The organism is Lysobacter arseniciresistens ZS79 (genome assembly GCF_000768335.1).
GTDB lineage: Bacteria > Pseudomonadota > Gammaproteobacteria > Xanthomonadales > Xanthomonadaceae > Novilysobacter > Novilysobacter arseniciresistens.
In genome coordinates this window covers 1-20420 of the sequence record NZ_AVPT01000039.1, presented here as the reverse complement: position 1 = coordinate 20420, position 20420 = coordinate 1, and the positions used below count along the sequence as shown (strand labels likewise).

Sequence of the window (20420 nt, the reverse complement as noted above, 5' to 3'; positions counted from 1 at the left end):
CGGTGCTACTCAAAACCGGGGGGACGTCGCGACACCACCACCTGGGTGCGGAAGGGCGGCCGCTGGCTGGCCGCGGGGCATACCGAGTCGCCGGCGGAGTAGCGGCGGCGATCGGCGACAATGGCTCGCATTCGCCACTGCCACACGAGCAACCCGATGTCCGACCTGCCTCCCTGCCCCGCCTGCGGTTCCGCCTTCACCTACGAGGACGGCGCGCTGCTGGTCTGCCCCGAGTGCGCGCACGAATGGAGCCGCGACGCCGCGCCGGCCGCCGAGGCGCAGGTGGTGCACCGCGACGCGGTCGGCAACGTGCTGGCCGACGGCGACGCGGTGACGGTGGTCAAGGACCTCAAGGTCAAGGGGGCCAGCAGCGCGCTCAAGGCCGGCACCAAGGTGCGCAACATCCGGCTGGTCGACGAGGACCACAACATCGACTGCAGGATCGACGGCTTCGGGCCGATGAAGCTGAAGTCGGAGTTCGTCCGCAAGGCCTGAGCCGGAGCGCCACGCATGAACCTCAACCAGGTCACCCTGCCGACCACCGCGGCGCTGTTCGACGCGACGGTCGGGTTCTACCGGGCGATGGGCTTCACGTTGATCGTCCACTCGCCGCCGCGGTACGCGCGCTTCGAATGCCCGGACGGCGAGGCGACGTTCTCGCTGCACGCGGTCGAGGAGGGTGGTGGCGCGCTCGCCGGCGCGGCCGGCAACGGGGTGCTGGTGTACTTCGAGTGCGACGACCTCGATGCGCGGGTCGCGCGGCTGGTCGGCGACGGCTTCGAGTTCCAGCTGCTGCCGACCGACCAGCGGTGGCTGTGGCGCGAGGCGCGGCTGGTCGATCCGTCCGGCAATGCGCTGTGTCTGTTCCATGCCGGCGACAACCGCCGCAACCCGCCGTGGCGGGTGGATGCGGACGCGGGGGCATGAGGGCGTGGCTGGCGTACCCGCGGCTGTTCCTGCTGCGGCAGTGGCAGGTCGGGCCGCTCTGACCCGCGCTACTGCGCCACGAACCGGACCGCCTGCCCACCGCCGGCGGCGAGGCGCAGGGTCAGCACGTCGGCGCTGGTGACCTCGAAACTCTCGCGCTCGAACGCGAACGGCGCGTCCTGCCAATGGGCGCCATCGCCGTCGCGGTAGACCTGCGCGGTGTAGCGGCGGCCGGGCTCGAGGAAGGACAGCGGCACCTGCAGCACGCGGCCGTGCTCGTCGGTGATGCTGCCGAGGTACCAGTCGGCGCTGTTGCGGTCCTTGCGCGCGAAGGTCACGTAGTCGCCGACCTCGCCGTTGAGCACTTCGGTGCGCGCCCAGTCGGCCGGCACGTCCTTGATGAACTGGAACGCCTCCATGTGCCTGGCGTAGTTCTCCGGCAGGTCGGCGGCCATCTGCACCGGGCTGTACAGCACCACGTACAGCGCGAGCTGCTTGGCGATGGTGGTCTGGATCGCCTGCCCGCGGCCCTGCAGGCTGAGGATGCCGGGGGTGTAGTCCATCGGTCCGGACAGCATGCGGGTGAAGACGAGGTTGGCCTCGTGTTCGGGCGGATTGGTCGGGTTGCCCCAGGCGCCGTACTCCATGCCGCGCGCGCCCTCGCGGCTGACCCAGTTCGGATACGTGCGGCGCAGGCCGGTGTCCTTGATCGGTTCGTGTGCGTTGATCGCGACGTGGTGCTTCGCCGCGGCTTCGAGCACGCGCAGGTGGTGGCCGGCGTTCCACTGGCCGTCGTGCCACTCGCGCGTGATGCTGCCGTCCGGCAGCCGGCGCTCGATGCCGCCGGCGTCGCAGACGTAGCCGGTCTTGACGACGTCGATGCCGAGCCGCTGGTTCATCGCGAACGCATCGGCCATCTGCTCCTCGTAGTGGCTGACCGCGCAGCCGGTCTCGTGGTGGCCGATCAGGTGCACGCCCCTGGACTTGGCATAGGCCGACAGCGCCTCGATGTCGAAATCCGGCGTGGCGCGGGTGAAGTCGAAGTCGTAGCCGTTGCCGAACCACTGGCCGTCCCAGCCGGGGTTCCAGCCTTCGACCAGCACGCCGCGGAAGCCGTGCTCGGCGGCGAAGTCGACGTAACGCTTCGTGTTGGCGGTGGTGGCGCCGTGCCTGGCGCCGGTCGCCCAGCTCTCGTCCTCCAGGTGCAGCGACCACCAGATGCCGACGTACTTGGCCGGCGTGAACCAGCTGACGTCGCCGAGCCGGTTGGGCTCGTTGAGGTTGAGGATCAGGTCGGACGACTCGTACAGCGCGGCGGCGCTGTCGGCGATCTGCAGGGTGCGCCACGGCGTGTTGAACGGCAGCGTACGACGGACCTTCCAGCCTTCCGAGGCGGGTGCGAGCTGGGCGCGGAAGCGGCGGCCGTCGGTGCGGCGCAGCCACATGCCGGCGTAATCGACCAGCGCCGCTTCGTGGAAGGCGATGTGCAGGCCGTCTTCGGTGCGCACGGTCATCGGGGTGTGGGCGGTGGTGACCTCGGACAGCGGCGTGCGGTTGTACAGGTACTCGTAGCGGTTCCATTCGCCGGCCGGGATCCACCACGCGGTGGCCGGGTCGGCGAGGGCGAATTCGGTCAACTCGTCGTCGATGATCAGTTCGTCGGCGGCGGCCTGCTCGGGGAACCCGTAGCGGAAACCGATGCCGTCGTCATACACGCGGAACACGATGTCGAAGGTGCGCCGGGGGGCGACGGTCTCGGTCAGGGTCGCGCGCAGTTCGTTGTAGTGGTTGCGGACATGGCGGTCCTCGCCCCAGGGCTGCTCCCAGGTCTGGTCGAAGCTGCGGGTGGCCGTGTCGGTCAGCGCGAGGTTGCGCTCGAGCTTGCCGCTGCCGCGCAGCATGAAGCCGAGGGCGGAGGTTTCGATCACCGGTTCGCCGAAGCGCTCGACGCGGTAGCCGACGCGGCCTTCGTGCAGGTCGATCTCGACCGTGAGCACGTCGTTGGGCGAGGCCACGGTTGCGACGGTCTCCGCGTGGACGGCGGATGCGAGCAAGGCGCAGGCAAGGACCGCGTGGACAATGGACAGGACTGGACGGCGCATGCGGTTCCCCTTTCGGCATGTGGTGGCGGCCGCGGTCCATGCCGGCGACGCCCGGCCCGCGCCCGCCGTGGGCACGGGTGCGTGCTTCATTCGATGACGTAGACGACCGCGGTGCGGGCGGGCACGGTGAAGCGGCCGGTTGTGCGGTCGAAGGTGGCCTCGTCGCGCGGTCGGCTGTCCGCGGCACCGGCGGCGCGGTGCACCGGATGCAGCACGAAGTCCCTGCCGGCGGCGTCGTCGATCGCGAGCGTCTGCGGTTCGGGCGACACGTTGACCAGGTACAGCAGCGTCTCGAAGCGCGCGCCCGGGTAGCCACGGCCGTCGAGTTCGCCGGCGATCACGACCGGGTTCTGGTCCGGGCCGGTGTTGTGGAAGTGCAGGCGGTGAGCCACGTCGTCGGCGGTGCGCAGGCGGAACAGGGTCGAGCTGTCGCGGATACGCAGCAGGTCGAGGAAGGCGTCGCGGGTGAAGGCGATCTCGCGCGCGGTCGGCTTGATCGCCGGATCGGCCAGCAGCGGCGCCATCTGCGGCCAGTTGTCGCGGTTGTCCGGCGCCGGCGGCAGGCCGGTGCCGAAGTGGTTGTCGCGCCCGCTCCAGTCGAGCCGGTTGAACCAGTCACCCGAGTCGAAGCTGTTGCGGTCGAGCGACTTGGAGCGCAGCAGTTCGCCGCCGGCATGGAAGTAGGCGACGCCCTGGCTGAAGGCGTTCAGTGCAAGTGCCAGAACCTGTACGCGGGCGCGGTCCCCGCGGCTGGTATCGGCCGGCAGCTTGAGCGCGTTGACGTCGAACAGGGTCTGGTTGTCGTGGTTCTCGACGTAGTTGACGACCTCGCCCGGCTGCGCCGCGTAGCCGGCCGGCTGGCCCTTGTAGTCGAGTTTCGACAGCGGGATCGTCGCGCCGCCGGCACCGGTCATGACGTAGCCGGCGAGCGTGCCGGCCAGGCCGGCGCGGACCAGGTCGGCGGCATGCAGCAGGTCGTTCCGGCTGGATGTGCCGTGGCCGTTGGGCGCGTAGTGCAGGCCGTTGACGTAGCCCTGCACGTACATGGCGTCGCCGCTGTCACCGGCGCCGCCACCGCGGATCGCATCGCGCGCGCGATCGCTGAAGGTGGCGATGCCGGAGCCCTGCAGCGACAGCTGCGAGGCCTGCACGAATCGCGCGCCGTCGGCGACCTCGCCGAAGTTCCAGCCCTCGCCGATCAGGTTGACGTGGCGGCCGGCGGCGGCGTCTACGCGGACCTGCAACTGCTCCATCACCTCGCGCGGCTGGTGGCCCATGAGGTCGAAGCGGAACGAGTCGATGCGGTACTCGCGCGCCCACAGGTCGACCGAATCGAGCATCAGCTTGCCCATCATCAGGTGCTCGGTCGCGGTGTTGTCGCAGCAGGTCGAGGTGATGACCTCGCCGTGCGCGTCGAGCCGCTGGTAGTAGCCGGGCACGATGCGGTCGAGCACCGAGCGCTGCACCTGGCCCGATGCGGTGGTGTGGTTGTAGACCACGTCCATGCCGACCCGCAGGCCGGCCGCGTGCAGTGCCTGCACCATCGCCCGGAACTCGCGGATGCGCACCGCGCCGTCTGCGGCGTCGCTGGCGAAGCTGCCCTCGGGGGCGTTGAAGTGGTACGGGTCGTAGCCCCAGTTGAAGCAGTCGCGCGCGGCGACGGCCATCACCGCGGCCTGCTGGGCGTCGCTGCCGGGTGCGGCGTCCGGCACGTCCGGCTCGACGCAACCGGCCTCGGGGACGGTGGCGAGGTCGAACACCGGCAGCAGGTGGACATCGGTCAGGCCGGCGTCGGCGAGTGCGTGCAGGTGGCGCATGCCGTCGCTGTCGCTCTCGGTGAAGGCGCGGTATCTGCCGCGGTTGGCGGCGCTGACGGTCGTGTCGTCGCGCGAGAAATCGCGCACGTGCAGCTCGTAGATGACCATGTCGGTCTGCGCGTCCAGCGGTGCCGGGCGCGGCGCGCCGTCCCAGCCGGCGGGCTTGAGCGCGTCGTCGTCGAGGTCGGCGATGTAGCTGCGCTTCGAGTCGGTGGTGAGGCTGGTCGAGTACGGGTCGGTTACCCGGTTGCGGACCACGCCGGTGCCGGGTACGAACACGTCGACGAGGTAGGTGTAGTAGCGGCCGGGGTGGTCGCCTGGCAGGCGGGTGGACCAGGCGCCGGTGGCGTCGTCGCGCTGCAGTGGCAGGCGCGCGTTGGCGGCACCGCTGCCGTCGTCGTACAGGCACAGCGAAACGTCGCGCGCGGTCGGTGCCCAGAGGCGGAAGCCGGTGCCGTCGTCGCCGGGCGTGGCGCCGAGGTCGTCGATCGCGGCTGCCGCGGCATACAGATCATCGAGCGCGCCGGGGTGCTGCAGGGTGGTCGCGTCGAGCACGTTGCCGTCGGCGTCCTCGCGCACCAGCACCAGCTGGCCGCGCAGCAGTTCCGGCACGCGCGCCGCGTCGGTATCGGCCAGCGACAGCCGCACGCCGTCGCCGATGAAGCCGAAGCGTTCGGCGAGTGTGGGCGGCAACGGCGCGTCGTCCACCGGCAATGCGAGCGCGCCGTCGGCGCCTGCGACCGCGGCGCCCGGCTCAAACGTGATCGCGCCGGTGACCGAGTGGTACAGCCGGAAGCGCTGCTCGGCGCCGCCCTCGACGCCCGGCCACTGCAGCCGGCCGCGGTCGAGCCAGTAGGCGCTGGCATTGGTCGGTGAATCCGGCGCGGCATGCAGGGTGGTCGCGAAGGCGTTGGCATCGCATGCGGCGGTATCGAGACCGGCGGTGGTTGCAACCGCGCCGGTGCCGCGCGCCTCGAATCCGGCTGCACCGGCCGGCAATGCGATGCCCGCGGCGAGCGACAGCGCGAGGCCGATGGCGAGGCGTGGGACGGCGTGGGCCGGCGAACCGGCGGGACTGCTTCCAGCGCTGCGAACCACCACCATCGCGACCTCCTCAATCGATGCGGGCGAAGAACACCCCGTGCGGTGGCAGCCGAAGTTCGCCGCCGTCCACCGCGCCGGCGGCCAGCCCGTGACCGTCGAGGGCGCGCAGCGTCATGCCGGCTGGCAGCGGCCACGACACGGCCGCACCCGAGAGGTTGAACACCACCAGCACGCGCTCGTCGCCGAGTGTGCGGTTGAACGCCAGCACCGGCTCGGGCGCGTCGATGAACGCGATGTCGCCGCCGACCAGCACCGGTTGCGCACTGCGCCAGCGCAGGAAGCGCCGCGCGGCGTTGAGCACCGAATCCGGGTCGGCGTCCTGCGCGGCGACGCTGCGCGCGCGGTGCGCGTCGGGGACCGGCAGCCACGGCTCAACCGGGCTGAAGCCGGCATCGGCGTCGCCGGTCCACGGCATCGGCGTGCGGCAGCCGTCGCGGCCCTTGAAGTTCGGCCAGAACGCGATGCCGTAGGGGTCGCGCAGCTTCTCGTACGGTACGTCGGCCTCGGGCAGGCCGAGCTCCTCGCCCTGGTACAGGCAGACCGAGCCGCGCAGCGAACACACCAGCGCGACCAGTTGTCGCGCGAAGTCGTCCGTCGGCGCGTCGCCACCCGTGCCGTCGCTCCAGCGCGTCACCGCGCGCTGCACGTCGTGGTTGGACAGCGCCCAGCACGGCCAGCCGTCGCTCATGCGCGATTCGAGGTTCTCCACCGTCTGCCGGATGTACGCCGCGCTGCGGTCCTCGACCAGCAGCTCGAAGCTGTAGCCCATGTGCAGGCGCTTGCCGGTGACGTACTCGGCCATGGTGCCGAGCGAGTCCTCCGACGAGATCTCGCCGAGCGTGGTCGCACCCGGATAGCGGTCGAACAGCGCCCGCAGCTCCTCCATCAGCGCGAGGTTCTCCGGCTGCGTGTTGTTGTAGTGGTGGTACTGGTAGGCGTACGGGTTGTCGGCGCTGAAGCCGCGGCCCACGCGCAGGTGCGCCGGCTTGGCCGGGTTGTCGCGCAGCTGCGCGTCGTGGAAGCAGAAGTTGATCGAGTCCAGCCGCATGCCGTCGACACCGCGGTCGAGCCAGAAGCGCAGGTTGTCGAGCATCGCCGTACGCACGGCCGGGTTGTGGAAGTTCAGCTGCGGCTGCGACGACAGGAAGTTGTGCAGGTAGTACTGCTCGCGCCGCGGCTCCCAGGTCCACGCGCCGCCGCCGAAGATCGACAGCCAGTTGTTGGGCGGGGTGCCGTCGGGTTTCGGATCGGCCCAGACGTACCAGTCGGCGCGCGGGTTGTCGCGGCCGGCGCGGCTCTCGGTGAACCACGGGTGCTGGTCGGAACTGTGGCTCAGCACCTGGTCGATCATCACCCGGATGCCGCGCGCGTGTGCTTCGGCCAGCAGGCGGTCGAAGTCGGCGAGGGTGCCGAACAGCGGGTCGACGTCGCGGAAGTCGGCGATGTCGTAGCCGTAGTCGGCCATCGGCGAGGTGAAGAACGGCGACACCCAGATCGCGTCGACGCCGAGGCTGGCGACGTGGTCGAGCCGCGCGATGATGCCCGGCAGGTCGCCGACGCCGTCGCCGTTGGTGTCCAGGAAGCTGCGCGGGTAGATCTGGTAGATCACCGCGCCGCGCCACCAGGGTGCTGTCGCCATCCGCGTCCCCACAAACATCTCGCCGGTCGGTTGGGCGGCCGCGGGGGCGGCTCGCCGGGGCGCCACTATTCCATGGCCCGCACCGCAGCATGTTGCCGCCGCGGGTGCGCCGGCGATGAATACGTTTGCAGGAAAATTGTGCACCTGCACCGCTGACTACCATGGCGGCGGACTTGCTTGGGGGTGGTGCGGATGGGGCATGACGTGACGGGCCGGGGCATGGCGGGCGACAAACCGCAACTGTCGTTCTGGCAGATCTGGAACATGTGCTTCGGCTTCCTCGGCATCCAGTTCGGGTTCGCCCTGCAGAACGCCAACGTCAGCCGGATCTTCCAGACCCTCGGCGCGGAGATGGACGACATCCCGGTGCTGTGGATCGCCGCGCCGCTGACCGGCCTGATCGTGCAGCCGATCGTCGGCTACCTGTCGGACCGCACCTGGACCGGGCTGGGCCGGCGCCGGCCGTACTTCCTGGTCGGCGCGGTGCTGGCGACGCTGGCGCTGTTCGTGATGCCCGAGTCGCCGGTGCTGTGGATCGCCGCCGGCACGCTGTGGGTGCTGGACGCGTCGATCAACATCGCGATGGAACCGTTCCGCGCGTTCGTCGGCGACCAGCTGCCATGCCGCCAGCGGCCGACCGGCTACGCGATGCAGAGCTTCTTCATCGGCGTCGGCTCGGTGGTGGCGAGCCTGCTGCCGTTCGTGCTGGCGCATTTCGGCGTGTCCAACACCGCCGGCCCGGGCGAGGTGCCCGACACGGTGCGCTACGCGTTCTGGTTCGGCGGCGCGGTGCTGCTGCTGGCGGTCGGCTGGACCGTGCTGCGCACCCGCGAATACCCGCCGGCGCAGCTGCATGCCTGGGACGAGGCACCGGTGCAGGTGCGGCCGCCGCTGGACAGGGCGCGGCTGGCCAGGCACGGCGGTGCATGGCTCGGTGCCGGCGCTTTGCTGGCCGGCGCGGTCGCGGCGTTCGCGCTCGACAGGCAGCTGTACATCCTCGCCGGCCTGTTGGCGGCGTACGGGCTGGCCCAGTTCGCGCTGCGCCGGCTGCGCGCCGACAACCCGGTCGCGAGCATCCTCGGTGACCTGCACCACATGCCGACCGTGATGCGGCAGCTGGCGGTGGTGCAGTTCTTCAGCTGGTTTGCCCTGTTCGCGATGTGGATCTACACCACCGCGGCGGTGACCGGCGTGCATTTCGGCAGTGACGATCCGACCTCCGCTGCCTACAACGAGGGCGCGAACTGGGTCGGCGTGCTGTTTGCCGCCTACAACGGTTTTGCCGCACTCGCGGCGATGGTGATCCCGGCGATGGTGCGGCGGCTCGGGCTGCGCATGAGCCACCTGGTCAACGCGGTGCTCGGCGGGCTCGGGCTGCTGTCGTTCCTGGTGATCGACGACCCGCGCTGGCTGCTGCTGTCGATGGTCGGCGTGGGCTTCGCCTGGGCGTCGATCCTGTCGCTGCCGTACGCGCTGCTGTCGGACTGCCTGCCGGCCGCGAAGATGGGCGTGTACATGGGCATCTTCAACTTCTTCATCGTGATCCCGCAGCTGGTCGCGGCCAGTCTGCTCGGCTTCCTGCTCAACACCTTCCTCGGCGGCGAGCCGGTCAACGCGCTGGCGGTCGGCGGCGTGAGCCTGGTGGTGGCGGGGCTGTGCGTGCTGCGGGTGCGCGACCCGGGCATGTCGAACACCACCGCCGCCCAACCTGCCCGGGAGGTCGCATGAAAACCATCGTTCTTTCCGTCGCGCTGCTGTCCGCGCTTGCGGGCGGTTGCGCCCACGTGGCCACGCCTTCGGTGGATGCGGGTGCGCCGGCGGCCGAGTACGTGGGTACCACCGAGCCGTTCGCCGCCAACGCGGTCTACTTCGTGCTGACCGACCGCTTTGCCAACGGCGACCCGGCCAACGACCAGCGCGAACAGGGCGGCCCCGACCCGGCCCGGCGCACCTTCGACCGCCCGACCCCGGGCGCCGAGGCCAGCGGCGACAACATCGGTTACCTCGGCGGCGACTTCCGCGGCCTGCTCGACAACGCCGGCTACATCGCCGACATGGGCTTTGGCGCGGTCTGGCTGACGCCGATCGTCGACAACCCGGACGAGGCCTTCACCGGCGGCGACCCGATCCAGTCCGACGCGTTCTTCAAGGACCGCGGCAAGACCGGCTTCCACGGCTACTGGGGCGTCAACTTCTTCGAGCTCGACGAGCACCTGCCCAGCGCCGGCCTCGACTTCGCCGGCCTCACCGCGGGGCTGCGCGAGCACGGGCTGGTGACCGTGCTCGACATCGTCGCCAACCACGGCTCGCCGTCGTTCACGATGCCGGTCGACCAGCCGAAGTTCGGCGAGATCCATGACGCCGACGGCACCCTCGTCGCCGATCACCAGAACCTCGCGCCGGCCGAGTTGGATCCTGCCGGCAACCCCCTGCACGCGTTCTTCCACGACGAGCCCGACCTCGCCCAGCTGTCCAACCTCGACGACACCAACCCGGCGGTGCTCGACTACTTCGTGCGCGCCTATTCGCAGTGGATCGACCAGGGCGCAGGCGCCTTCCGCATCGACACCATCCGCCACGTGCCACACCCGTTCTGGAAGGCGTTCAGCGACCGCATCCGCGCGCAGCACCCGGGCTTCTTCATGTTCGGCGAGGCGTTCGACCACGAGGCCGCCAACATCGCGCCGCATACCTGGCCGGAGAACGGCGGCGTCAGCGTGCTCGACTTCCCGCTGAAGGCGGCGCTGCAGGAGGTGTTCGGCACCGCCGATGCGGGCTACGAGACGCTGGCCGGCGCGCTGTACCTGGTCGACGGCCCGTACACCAACCCGTACGAGCTGATGACCTTCTACGACAACCACGACATGCCGCGGATGCAGGCCGACGACGCCGGTTTCGTCGATGCCCACAACTGGCTGTTCACCGCGCGCGGCATTCCGGTCATCTACTACGGTTCGGAGATCGGCTTCATGCGTGGCACCGGCGAGCACGCCGGCAATCGCAACTACTTCGGCCAGGCGCGCATCGACGCCGCCGTCGGCCACCCGATCCGCGAACAACTCGTCCGCATCGCCAACCTGCGCGCGGCGACCCCGGCGCTGCAGCGCGGGTTGCAGCTCAACGTGCAGCTGGAAGGCGAGCGTGCGGCGTTCTACCGGGTGCTCCAGCACGGCGGCGACGCGCAGATCGCGCTGGTGCTGCTGAACAAGGGCGACGCGCCGGCGGCGTTCGAAGTCGAGCGCTACCTGCAGGCCGGCCGGTGGCGCGACGCGCTGGACGGCGGGCGGGTCGAGGTTGCCGACGTCGGCCCGCTTCGGGCGACGGTGCCGGCGCACGGGGTCAAAGTGTTCGTGCTCGACGCGCCGGTACGCGACGCGGAGCTGGCCGCGGCGCTCGATATCGCGATGGCCGGCGCGCGGCGCGGCGACTGACGCGCGGTCGCCAGCCGGGCAGCGCCCGCCCTCCTAGGCCCCGCTCGACCGCCGTACCACCAGTTGCGCCGGCAGCATCCGGCTCTGTGCCGGCTGGCCGTCGACCAGTGCCAGCAGCGTCTCGACCAGCAGTTCGCCGGCACTGGTGGTGTCCTGCGCGACCGTGGTCAGCGCAGGATGGGTGAAGCGCGCGGCCGGGATGTCGTCGAAGCCGACCATCCGCACGTCGCCCGGCACGTCCAGCCCGCCCTCCTCGAACGCGCGCAACGCGCCGATCGCGATCAGGTCACTGGCGGCGAACACCGCGTCGAAAGCCACCGCGCCGCCGCCGTCGCGGCGCGCCAGCAGCTCGCGGGCCGCGGCGTAGCCGTCGTCCTCCGAGCTCTGCGCATCGACCTGCAGCGCCGGGTCCATCGCGCCGCCGACCGCACGCAGCGCGGCGTCGCAGCCGCGGTAGCGGTCGAGGAACTCGGGGTAGTGGCTGGAGGCGTCGCCGAGGAAGGCCACGCGCCGGCAGCCGAGCCCGGCCAGGTGCGCGCCGACCAGTTCACCGCCGTGGAAGTTGTCGCAGCCGATCGACAGCCCCGGCTGGTCCGGCAGCACCGCGCCCCAGCGTACGAAGCGCGTGCCCTGCTCGACCAGCGTGTCGAGCCGGCCGCGGTAGCTCAGGTAGTCGCCGTAGCCCAGCAGGATCAGGCCGTCGGCCTTGCGGCTGTCGGCGTAGTCGGCGTGCCAGTCGTCCGACAGCTGCTGGAACGACACCAGCAGGTCCTGCCCGGCGCGCGCGCAGGCGCGGGTGATCGAGCCGAGCATCGACAGGAAGAACGGGTTGATGTGCGACTCGTCCGCGGTCGGGTCCTCGAACAGCAGCAGCGCCAGCGTGCCCGAGCGCTGCAGGCGCAGGCTGGAGGCGTGCCGGTCGACCGTGTAGTTGAGTTCGCGCACCGCCTCCTCGACGCGGCGGCGGGTCTCCGCGTTGACCAGCGGCGAGCCGCGCAGCACGCGCGACACGGTGGCCTGCGAGACGCCCGCGCGGTGGGCGATGTCGATCGAGGTGGCCTTGGTGCGCCGGCGCGGCGCTGGTGTGTCGGGACGGCTCATGCGCGGCCGAGTGTATGCCGCCGGCCGGCCCCGCGCATGGCGGACCCGGCCGGCGGGTGCGGCTCAGTAGGTGTAGTTGAGCTTCAGCCACGCGGTGCGGCCGGGCTCGTTGATCCGCACCGGGTCGGCCGGGTAGCCGAAGTCGGCGTTGCCGGCGAGGTTGAGGTGCTCGCTGTAGGCGCGGTCGAACACGTTGTCGACGCCGGCGGTGAGTTGCAGGCCGTTGTCGAAGCGGTAGCCGGCGTTGAGCGCGAGGGTGGCGAAGCCGGGGCTGGGGCCGAGGTCCTGGCCGACCACGTTGCCATGGCCGGGGGCGACCCGGTCCTGGCCGTCGACCACCCGCACCAGCGCGCCGGCGGTCCACTGGCGGCTGTCCCAGCTGGCGGTCAGGCGCGACTCCAGCGGAGTCATCTGCGGCAGCGGGCGGCCGCTGTCGGCATCCTCGCCGCGGGCGTAGGCGAGGGTGCCGCCGAGCTTCCAGTGTTCGGCCGGGCGCAGCTCCACGCCGAGTTCGGCACCGCGGATTTCGGCGTCGATGTTCGACACGATGCTGCTGCCGGCCAGCATGCCCTCGGCCGGGTAGCGGAACTGGATGAAGTCGTCGACGCGACCGGCGTAGGCGGACACCCAGGCGTCCACCTTGCGGCCGCGGTAGTGCAGGCCGATGTCGAGCTGGGTGGTCTTCTCGGTGTCGAGTCCGGCGAATGCGTTGGGACCGCCCATGCCGGTGTCACCGCCGAGCGCGCGGGCCGAGAACAGCTCCCAGTAGTCGGGCATGCGTTCGGTGTGGCCGAGGCCGGCGTACCAGGTCAGCGGCTGGCTGGCGGCGTCGCGCTCGAAACGGACGAAGCCGGCGGCCAGGGTCTCCTCGCGGGTCCGGCCGGCGGTCGGGTTGGGCATGGCGTGGCCGCCGTGGCCGCCGGAGACGGTGGCGCGCTCGTCGGTGGCCTCGGCGCGGTCGATCCGGGCGCCGGCGACCCAGCGGTTGCGCTCGCCCTGGAAGTACGTGCCCTCGGCGAAACCGCCAAGGCTGGCGAAGCGCGCATCGACCGTCCACGGCTGGGCCTTGTAGGCGCCGCGGCCCATCCCGCCGCGGCGACGGTGGCGGCTGTCCTGGCCGTCGATGCCGGCGACCAGCTCGTACGCCCCGCCGCGCCAGGTCGCGGCCAGGCGGCCGCCGCCGGTGCTGCGCTCGACGTTGCTCGCCATCGGCATCGGCATCGGCCCGTCGGGGTTGGGCTCGCGCAGGCTGTAGTTGTCCATCACGTGGTCGGCGACGTTGTGGAACATGCTGGCCTCGATCCGCTGCAGCGCGCCGTCGTCGAAGTCCTTCTCGTAGCGAAGGCTGTGGTTTTCGCGCTTGAACCGGCTGCCGTCCATGCCGCGGGTGGCGTAGCGCGACTCGCCGTCGCCGCGGCCGATGCCGAGCTCCAGCACGCTGCTGTCGTCCGGCGTCCACGCCAGCGCGAGGTCGCTGTTCCACTTCTCCCAGGCCGAGCCGACGGTGTCGCCGTTGCCGTCCTCGTAGTCGTCGGAGTGCGAGCGGTTGGCGCTGATGCGGGCGTAGCCGATGCGGTCGCCGAGGGTGGCGTCGAGCACCTGGTCGTTGCGCCCGAACGAGCCGCCGAGCAGGCTGCCGGCGAACTTGAACGTGCGGTCGGCGAAGTACTCGCGGTCGCGCTCGAAGCGCACCGTGCCGGCCGAGGCGCCCGGCCCCCACAGCACCGTCTGCGGGCCCTTGGTGACGACCAGCCGGTCGTAGGTTTCCGGCGAGACGTAGGACATCGCGTTGTCCATGCGCGACGGGCAGGCGCCCGGCATCGCGCCGTCGTTGGTCAGCAGGTTGAGGCGCGAGCCGAACATGCCGCGCAGCACCGGGTCGCCGTTGGTGCCGCCGTTGCGCACCGCCGAGAAGCCGGGAATGGTCTTGAGGTAGTCGGCGCCGTCGCTGGCCGGCACCGGCTGGCGCGGCAGCTTGGGGCTGGTATCGAAGGTCAGCGCCGACACCGGTGCGGCTGCGGTGACGACGATCGCGTCGAGGTCGAACGCGGCCGGCGGGTCGGCGCGGTTTTCCGGCGAGGCGGCGAGCACGGACGGGGTGGCCAGCACCAGCAGCAACGAGGCGGACAGGCGGGAAAGACGGATCGCCGGGGTACGGGGGATCGTCATGGCAGAGCTCCAGGCTAGGTAAAAGAGGGGGCGTGCGGCACCGTCAGGCGCAGCAGGACGCTTGTTCTTGGAATACGGACGGGGCGGAGCGCGTGGCTCTGTGCGCGGATCAGGCCGCGGCGGGCGGTCCGCGGGCGTGCGGCCCGTGCAGTCGCGGGCCGGCGTGGCCGGCGGCGACGGTCAGTGCCGGCGTGGCGCCGGCGGGCGGGTTGGCAAGCAGCGGCAATGGATGTGCGGCGTCGGCCAACTGGCCGAGCAACGGGCAGTACGGGCAATCGGCGTGGCCGGGGTGCTGTTGGCCGGGGGGCGGTGCGGGCCGCTCCGGCGTCGTCGCGGCGCCGGCGTGGTCGGCATGCGCGGCGTGGGCGATGAAAGTGTCGGTGGAGCCGCTGCCGGCGGCCGCCACGGTGGCGGTCGTCGCAGTGGCCACGCCTGCGTACAGGCGGCCCGCCGTGGGCACCAGCACCAGCGCCAGCATCGCCGCCAGCGCCAGTCGGCCGGCCCAGTAGCGGAACGCTTCGCGCGGATGGATCGCTTTCATCGCGATGCCATTTTCAGCATTGCCGCGCGGGCGTCCCTGACGCAGATCAAGACGGTGGCGTATGGAAGGCTGGAACGCCCGTGCGACGGGGCCTGCGGCGCTCGCGATCGTGAACCATCCGTAACCGTATGGTCACACTTGATCCACGTCATGGAGGGGCTTTCGCGCCGGCCCTAGAGTCGCCGCCAACGAAGCATCCAAAACCCTCAGGAAACCCTGAAATGAAAGACCTGGTCCTGCTGTTCGCACTCGCAACCGCCGCCGGTTTCACGCCGATGGCACTGGCCGACCAACACCACGCATCGGTCACCCCGGTGGCCGACGTCACCTTCACCCTGAAGACGCAGATCCACGAGGGCCAGCTGGTCTTCGTCGGCGACGCCGGCCCGATCAAGGGCCAGGTCTCGCCCGACCTCAAGGTGCCCGAAGGCGCGGTGGTCGCGATCACCGTGGTCAACGGCGACGGCGCGATGCACGACATCGCGGTGCCCGACTTCGGCGCCCAGTCCGACCAGCTGGTCGGCGAGGGCAGCGCGACCACGATCGTGTTCCGCGCGACCAAGTCCGGCACGTTCGAGTACCTGTGCACGATCCCGGGCCACAAGGCGGCCGGCATGTTCGGCAAGCTGATCGTCGGCGACGTGGTCGAAACCGTCAGCACCGCGGTCGACATCGCCAAGAACCCGGCCGAGGTCGGTGAGCCCGTCGGCGACCGCGCGCCCAAGCACATCAACTACGACCTGCTGACCACCGAGGTCGAGGGCAAGCTGTCGGACGGCAGCACCTACCGCTACTGGACCTTCAACAACACCGTGCCCGGCCCGATGCTGCGCGTGCGCCAGGGCGACAGCGTCACCATCAACCTCAAGAACGACGAGAGCAGCATCAACATCCACTCGGTCGACTTCCACGCGGTCACCGGCCCCGGTGGCGGCGCGGCGGTCACCCAGGTGGCGCCGGGCCAGACCAAGAGCTTCACCTTCAAGGCGCTGCAGCCGGGCCTGTACGTCTACCACTGCGCCACGCCGATGATCGCCCACCACATCTCCAACGGCATGTACGGGATGATCCTGGTCGAGCCCGAAGGCGGCCTGGCGGCGGTCGACAGGGAGTACTACGTGATGCAGGGCGAGCTCTACACCGCCCAGAAGCACGGCTCGCGCGGGTTGCAGGAGTTCTCGCTGGAGAAGCTGCTCGACGAGAAGCCCGAGCACCTGATGTTCAACGGCTCGATGGACGCGCTGACCAAGACGTTCGACATGACCGCCGAAGTCGGCGACACCGTGCGCATGTACTTCGGCGTCGGCGGCCCGAACCTGGTGTCGAGCATGCACCTGATCGGCGAGATCTTCGACAGGGTCTACGACCAGGCCTCGCTGACCAGCCCGCCGCTGACCGACGTGCAGACCACGCTGGTGGCACCGGGCGGGGCGACGATGGTCGAGTTCAAGGTCGACTACCCGGGCAAGTACATCCTGGTCGACCACTCGCTGTCGCGGCTGGAGAAGGGCCTGGCCGGGTTCCTGACCGTGACCGGCGAGGCCGACGCGGAGATCTTCAGCACCAGCGAGAAGATCGACCCGAACTCGGGCCACTGACCCGCCCGCCGCAGCCGCGGCGACGGGACCACGCGAAGCCGGGCCGTGCAAGCGGCCCGGCTTTTCGTTTGCGCGATCGGCCGGCAACGTGTCGCGCGCCAGTCGGCACCTGCACCGGTGGTCCATCCCGGTCATGATCGGGCGTCCACCCGTCACGCCGCCGCCTTGGCGGCCGACCCGAACCGGAGCCTTCCCATGCGCCATGCCCCGCTTTCGCTGTCCCTGTCGCTGATCCTCGCCACCGGCCTCGGCCTTGCCGGCTGCCAGCCGGCGACGCTGCCGGTCGCCGACGCGCCGCCCGGGACAGAAGCGGGGCAAGGCACCGTCGCCGCGCGCTTCGACGCGGTCGCCGAATCGCTGCTGATGCGCGCGCTGGAGCGCAGCCCGGAGTGGTCGATCTACTCGGGCCGCTATGACAACGCCGCCACCCTCACCATCCCAGACGCCACCCGCCGCGCCGACGACCTCGCGTTCGCAAAGAGCGCTCTGGCCGAACTCGCCGCGTTCGACCCGCAGCAGTTGCCGGCGCCGCAGCGCATCGACCACATGCTGCTGGTCAACCGGTTCGAATCGTCGATCTGGTACCAGCAGCAGTTCCGCGACTGGGCCTGGGACCCGTCCAACTACAACGTCGCCGGCACCGTCGCGCTGCTGCTCAACACCCCGTATGCCGACGAAGACGCGCGGCTGCGCACGGTCATGCAGCGCATCGAGCGCGTGCCGCAGTACTACGCCGCGGCGAAGGCGAACATCGCCGGCCCGACCGCCGAGCATGTCGATCTGGCGATCGTGCAGAGCCGCGGCGCGCTGAGCGTGTTCGACGATGGCCTGCGCGGGCGGATCGCCGCGTCCGGCCTCGATGCCGCCGAGCAGGCGTTGTTCAACCAGCGCATCAACGCCGCCCGTGCCGCGATCGAAGGATGGGTCGGCTGGCTCGAGGGCGAGCAGCAGCGCCTGGCCGCGAGCGGCGACGCCCGCTCGTTCCGCATCGGCGCGGATCTGTACGAACAGAAGTTCGCCTACGACATCCAGTCGCATTACAGCGCCGCCGAGCTCTACCAGCGCGCGGTCGACGAGAAGAACGCGCTGCACGGACGCATGGACGAGATCACCGTGCAGCTGTGGCCGAAGTACCTTGCCGGCACCGCCATGCCCGACGACCGCCTCGAGCGGATCGGGATGATGATCGACCACCTGTCGGCGCGGCACGTCGAGCGCGGCGAATTCGTCGACGAGATCAAGCGGCAGATCCCGCTGCTGGCCGGGTTCGTCCGCGAGCACGACCTGCTCGACCAGGACGAGAGCCGCCCGCTGGTGGTGCGCGAGACCCCGGAGTACATGCGCGGCGGCGGCGCCGGTGCGTCGGTCAGCGCGCCGGGCCCGTTCAACCCGACCGCCAACACCTACTACAACGTCAGCCCGCTGGATGCGTACACCGACGAGCAGGCCGAGAGCTTCCTGCGCGAGTACAACCACTGGGTGCTGCAGGTGCTCAACATCCACGAGGGCATTCCCGGCCACTACACCCAGCTGCTGCACGCCAACAAGAGCCCGAGCCTGGTCAAGAGTCTGCTCGGCAACGGCGCGATGATCGAGGGCTGGGCGGTGTACGCCGAGCGGATGATGCTGGAGCAGGGCTACGGCAACCAGGAACCCGAGATGTGGCTGATGTACGGCAAATGGAACCTGCGCGTGGTGACCAACGCGATCCTCGACTACGCCGTGCACGTACAGGGCATGACCGAGGCGCAGGCGATGGACCTGCTGCGGCGCGAGGCGTTCCAGGAGGAGACCGAGGCGGTCAACAAATGGCGCCGGGTGCGGCTGTCGCAGGTGCAGCTGACCAGCTACTTCACCGGCTATGCCGAGATCCATGACCTGCGCGAGCAGCGCAAGGCGGAGCTGGGCGAAGCCTTCGATCTGAAGACCTTCCACAACCGGTTCCTGTCGTACGGCAACGCGCCGGTGTCGGCTATTGCTCAACTGATGCGAGCCGAGCCGATGCGTGAGCAGTACCCGGCGCAGTGACGCGCATCGGGTGACGTCTCGAGGGCACCCGCGTTGCGGCGCGGGTGCCTGGCGGTGGTGGGGTCGTCAGGCGATCGGGTCGGGCGTGGCATCCACGCGTGCGGGCGAGCCGGCGGCGGTGAACAGCACGTCCGTCGACGAGTTCAGCGCGGTCTCCGCCGAGTCCTGCACCACGCCGACGATGAAGCCGATCGCGACCACCTGCATCGCCAGGTCGGTCGAGATGCCGAACAGGCCGCAGGCCAGCGGCACCAGCAGCAGCGAGCCGCCGGGCACGCCCGACGCACCGCAGGCGCCGATGGTGGCGATCACGCTGAGCAGCAGCGCGGTCGGCAGGTCCACCGCGATGCCGAGCGTGTTGACCGCGGCCAGCGTCAGCACGGTGATGGTGATCGCCGCGCCGGCCATGTTGATGGTCGCGCCGATCGGGATCGACACCGCGTAGGTTTCCTCCGGCAGCCCGAGCCGGCGGCACAGCTCCAGGTTGACCGGGATGTTGGCCGCCGAGGAGCGGGTGAAGAACGCGGTGATGCCGCTCTCGCGCAGGCAGGTGAACACCAGCGGGTAGGGGTTGCGGCGGGTCTTGAGGAACACGATCAGCGGGTTGCCGACCAGTGCCATGAACAGCATGCAGCCCAGCAGCACCGCGAGCAGCCGGGCGTAGTCCAGCAGCGCGCCGAGTCCGGACTGCGCCAGCGTCGCTGCGACCAGGCCGAAGATGCCCAGCGGTGCCAGCCGGATCACCAGTCGCACCAGCCACGTGATTGCGTGGGCGAAGTCGGCCAGCACCGCGCGGGTGCCGTCGGACGCGTGCCGCAGCGCCAGCCCGAGGCCGATGCCCCACGCCAGCAGGCCGATGTAGTTGCCCGTCATCAGCGCGTTGACCGGGTTGTCGACCACCTGCATCAGCAGCGTGTGCAGCACCTGGCCGATGCCGTCCGGCGGGGTCAGCGCGATGTCGTCGGGCAGCGCCAGCCGCAGCGTGGTCGGGAACGCGAAGCTGGCGAGCACCGCGACCAGCGCGGCGGTGAAGGTGCCGACGATGTACAGCAGCAGGATCGGCCGGATGCCGCTCTGCGCGCCGCGGCGGTGGTTGGCGATCGCGGCGGCGACCAGCACCAGTACCAGTACCGGCGCGACCGCCTTCAGCGCCGATACGAACACCGTGCCGAGCAGCCCCGCGGCGGCGCCCGCGCGCGGCGAGGCGAGCGCCAGCAGCGTGCCGGCGACCAGGCCGATGACGATCTGGGTGACGAGGCTGGGGCGGCGGAGGAAGGCGGGCAGCGGCATGGGTGGACTCGATGGAGGAAGGTGGGGTCAATCCGCGGCGCCGGCGAATCCGAGCTGCCGCCACGCCTCGAACACGGTCACCGCGACCGCGTTCGACAGGTTCAGGCTGCGATTGTCCGGCCGCATCGGCAGCCGCAGGCGCTGCTGCGGCGGCAGCGCGTCGAGCACCGCGTCGGGCAGGCCGCGGGTCTCGCAGCCGAACAGCAGGGCATCGCCTTCGCGGTAGGCCGGGGTGTCGAAGCGGGTACGGCCGCGGGTGCTCAGCGCGAACACGCGCGGCGGCGCGCCGTCGGCTTCGGTGATCGCCGCGAGCGCGGCGTCGAGGTCGTCATGCACCTGCATCCGCGCGAACTCGTGGTAGTCGAGCCCGGCCCGGCGCATCTGCTTGTCCTCGATCGCGAAGCCGAGCGGACGCACCAGGTGCAGCCGGGCGCCGGTGTTGGCGCACAGCCGGATCACGTTGCCGGTGTTGGGCGGGATCTCGGGCTGGAACAGGATGACGTGGAGCATGGGAATTCCGGTGGCGGGGCGCAGCGGAACGTCGCGTTGACCCGATGGGGCCGGGCAACATCGACGCGGCGACATGGCGCGGGCATTGTCGCGCGGCGAACGCGGCCGCATCACCTGCAGGAGCGGCTTCAGCCGCGATCAGACAGTCGTCCGCCCGCGCCGG

14 protein-coding genes are annotated in these 20420 nt (G+C 70.7%); 6 read left to right on the top strand and 8 right to left on the bottom strand.

Features of this window, described 5'->3' with window-relative positions; translation table 11 throughout:
* The first annotated feature begins 156 nt into the window (after positions 1-156).
* Both N799_RS13000 and N799_RS12995 read left to right on the top strand, forming a co-directional pair.
* Complete coding sequence (locus N799_RS13000) at positions 157-495, top strand: zinc ribbon domain-containing protein YjdM (RefSeq protein ID WP_036213372.1); 339 nt, start codon at positions 157-159, stop codon at positions 493-495.
* A 15-nt stretch (positions 496-510) separates the two neighbouring features.
* Positions 511-927, top strand: coding sequence for a VOC family protein (locus N799_RS12995; RefSeq protein ID WP_036213370.1), 417 nt, complete (start codon positions 511-513; stop codon positions 925-927).
* A 68-nt stretch (positions 928-995) separates the two neighbouring features.
* Here N799_RS12995 and N799_RS12990 read toward each other — a convergent pair whose 3' ends face one another.
* From N799_RS12990 to N799_RS12980, 3 genes are all read right to left on the bottom strand, one after another.
* Positions 996-3029 (bottom strand): glycoside hydrolase family 97 protein, encoded by a 2034-nt coding sequence (locus N799_RS12990; protein WP_036213368.1) that lies wholly within the window; start codon positions 3027-3029, stop codon positions 996-998.
* Positions 3030-3115: 86 nt separating this feature from the next.
* Positions 3116-5950 (bottom strand): pullulanase-type alpha-1,6-glucosidase, encoded by a 2835-nt coding sequence (gene pulA, locus N799_RS12985; protein WP_081975033.1) that lies wholly within the window; start codon positions 5948-5950, stop codon positions 3116-3118.
* 10 nt (positions 5951-5960) lie between these two features.
* The gene (locus N799_RS12980) at positions 5961-7589 is read right to left on the bottom strand and encodes an alpha-glucosidase family protein (RefSeq protein ID WP_036213367.1); all 1629 of its coding nucleotides are present in this window, start codon (positions 7587-7589) and stop codon (positions 5961-5963) included.
* Positions 7590-7808: 219 nt separating this feature from the next.
* On the opposite strand from N799_RS12980, the gene N799_RS12975 reads away from it, so the two are divergent.
* A complete protein-coding gene (locus N799_RS12975) occupies positions 7809-9317 on the top strand; it encodes an MFS transporter (RefSeq protein ID WP_036213365.1) in 1509 nt (502 codons plus the stop codon).
* Positions 9314-11020, top strand: coding sequence for an alpha-amylase family glycosyl hydrolase (locus N799_RS12970; RefSeq protein ID WP_036213363.1), 1707 nt, complete (start codon positions 9314-9316; stop codon positions 11018-11020). Before N799_RS12975 ends, N799_RS12970 begins: the two co-directional genes overlap by 4 nt.
* Before the next feature lie 33 nt (positions 11021-11053).
* Here N799_RS12970 and N799_RS12965 read toward each other — a convergent pair whose 3' ends face one another.
* The 3 genes from N799_RS12965 to N799_RS12955 all read right to left on the bottom strand — a co-directional run bounded on the left by N799_RS12965 (position 11054) and on the right by N799_RS12955 (position 14831).
* Positions 11054-12121: a LacI family DNA-binding transcriptional regulator gene (locus tag N799_RS12965; RefSeq protein ID WP_036213360.1), complete on the bottom strand. Its 1068-nt coding sequence runs from the start codon at positions 12119-12121 to the stop codon at positions 11054-11056.
* Between the two features lie 63 nt (positions 12122-12184).
* Positions 12185-14290 (bottom strand): TonB-dependent copper receptor, encoded by a 2106-nt coding sequence (locus N799_RS12960; protein WP_036213357.1) that lies wholly within the window; start codon positions 14288-14290, stop codon positions 12185-12187.
* Between the two features lie 109 nt (positions 14291-14399).
* Positions 14400-14831, bottom strand: a complete 432-nt coding sequence (locus tag N799_RS12955; RefSeq protein ID WP_036213354.1) for a DUF2946 family protein — start codon at positions 14829-14831, stop codon at positions 14400-14402.
* 221 nt (positions 14832-15052) lie between these two features.
* On the opposite strand from N799_RS12955, the gene nirK reads away from it, so the two are divergent.
* Positions 15053-16429: a copper-containing nitrite reductase gene (gene nirK, locus N799_RS12950; protein ID WP_081975032.1), complete on the top strand. Its 1377-nt coding sequence runs from the start codon at positions 15053-15055 to the stop codon at positions 16427-16429.
* Positions 16430-16624: 195 nt separating this feature from the next.
* The gene (locus tag N799_RS12945; protein WP_036213351.1) at positions 16625-18457 is read left to right on the top strand and encodes a DUF885 domain-containing protein; all 1833 of its coding nucleotides are present in this window, start codon (positions 16625-16627) and stop codon (positions 18455-18457) included.
* A 66-nt stretch (positions 18458-18523) separates the two neighbouring features.
* Here the strand turns inward: N799_RS12945 and sstT are convergent, their stop codons facing one another.
* Positions 18524-19747: a serine/threonine transporter SstT gene (sstT, locus tag N799_RS12940; RefSeq protein WP_036213348.1), complete on the bottom strand. Its 1224-nt coding sequence runs from the start codon at positions 19745-19747 to the stop codon at positions 18524-18526.
* 27 nt (positions 19748-19774) lie between these two features.
* Positions 19775-20257, bottom strand: coding sequence for a tRNA (cytidine(34)-2'-O)-methyltransferase (locus N799_RS12935; RefSeq protein WP_036213345.1), 483 nt, complete (start codon positions 20255-20257; stop codon positions 19775-19777).
* Positions 20258-20420: the final 163 nt, after the last annotated feature.

What these genes read in the sequence shown, in the direction of transcription:
- N799_RS13000 (WP_036213372.1), top strand. Translation starts at nt 157, where the DNA reads ATGTCCGACCTGCCTCCCTGCCCCGCCTGCGGTTCCGCCTTCACCTAC.
- N799_RS12995 (WP_036213370.1), top strand. Translation starts at nt 511, where the DNA reads ATGAACCTCAACCAGGTCACCCTGCCGACCACCGCGGCGCTGTTCGAC.
- N799_RS12990 (WP_036213368.1), bottom strand. Translation starts at nt 3,029, where the DNA reads ATGCGCCGTCCAGTCCTGTCCATTGTCCACGCGGTCCTTGCCTGCGCC.
- pulA (WP_081975033.1), bottom strand. Translation starts at nt 5,950, where the DNA reads ATGGTGGTGGTTCGCAGCGCTGGAAGCAGTCCCGCCGGTTCGCCGGCC.
- N799_RS12980 (WP_036213367.1), bottom strand. Translation starts at nt 7,589, where the DNA reads ATGGCGACAGCACCCTGGTGGCGCGGCGCGGTGATCTACCAGATCTAC.
- N799_RS12975 (WP_036213365.1), top strand. Translation starts at nt 7,809, where the DNA reads ATGGCGGGCGACAAACCGCAACTGTCGTTCTGGCAGATCTGGAACATG.
- N799_RS12970 (WP_036213363.1), top strand. Translation starts at nt 9,314, where the DNA reads ATGAAAACCATCGTTCTTTCCGTCGCGCTGCTGTCCGCGCTTGCGGGC.
- N799_RS12965 (WP_036213360.1), bottom strand. Translation starts at nt 12,121, where the DNA reads ATGAGCCGTCCCGACACACCAGCGCCGCGCCGGCGCACCAAGGCCACC.
- N799_RS12960 (WP_036213357.1), bottom strand. Translation starts at nt 14,290, where the DNA reads ATGACGATCCCCCGTACCCCGGCGATCCGTCTTTCCCGCCTGTCCGCC.
- N799_RS12955 (WP_036213354.1), bottom strand. Translation starts at nt 14,831, where the DNA reads ATGAAAGCGATCCATCCGCGCGAAGCGTTCCGCTACTGGGCCGGCCGA.
- nirK (WP_081975032.1), top strand. Translation starts at nt 15,053, where the DNA reads ATGAAAGACCTGGTCCTGCTGTTCGCACTCGCAACCGCCGCCGGTTTC.
- N799_RS12945 (WP_036213351.1), top strand. Translation starts at nt 16,625, where the DNA reads ATGCGCCATGCCCCGCTTTCGCTGTCCCTGTCGCTGATCCTCGCCACC.
- sstT (WP_036213348.1), bottom strand. Translation starts at nt 19,747, where the DNA reads ATGCCGCTGCCCGCCTTCCTCCGCCGCCCCAGCCTCGTCACCCAGATC.
- N799_RS12935 (WP_036213345.1), bottom strand. Translation starts at nt 20,257, where the DNA reads ATGCTCCACGTCATCCTGTTCCAGCCCGAGATCCCGCCCAACACCGGC.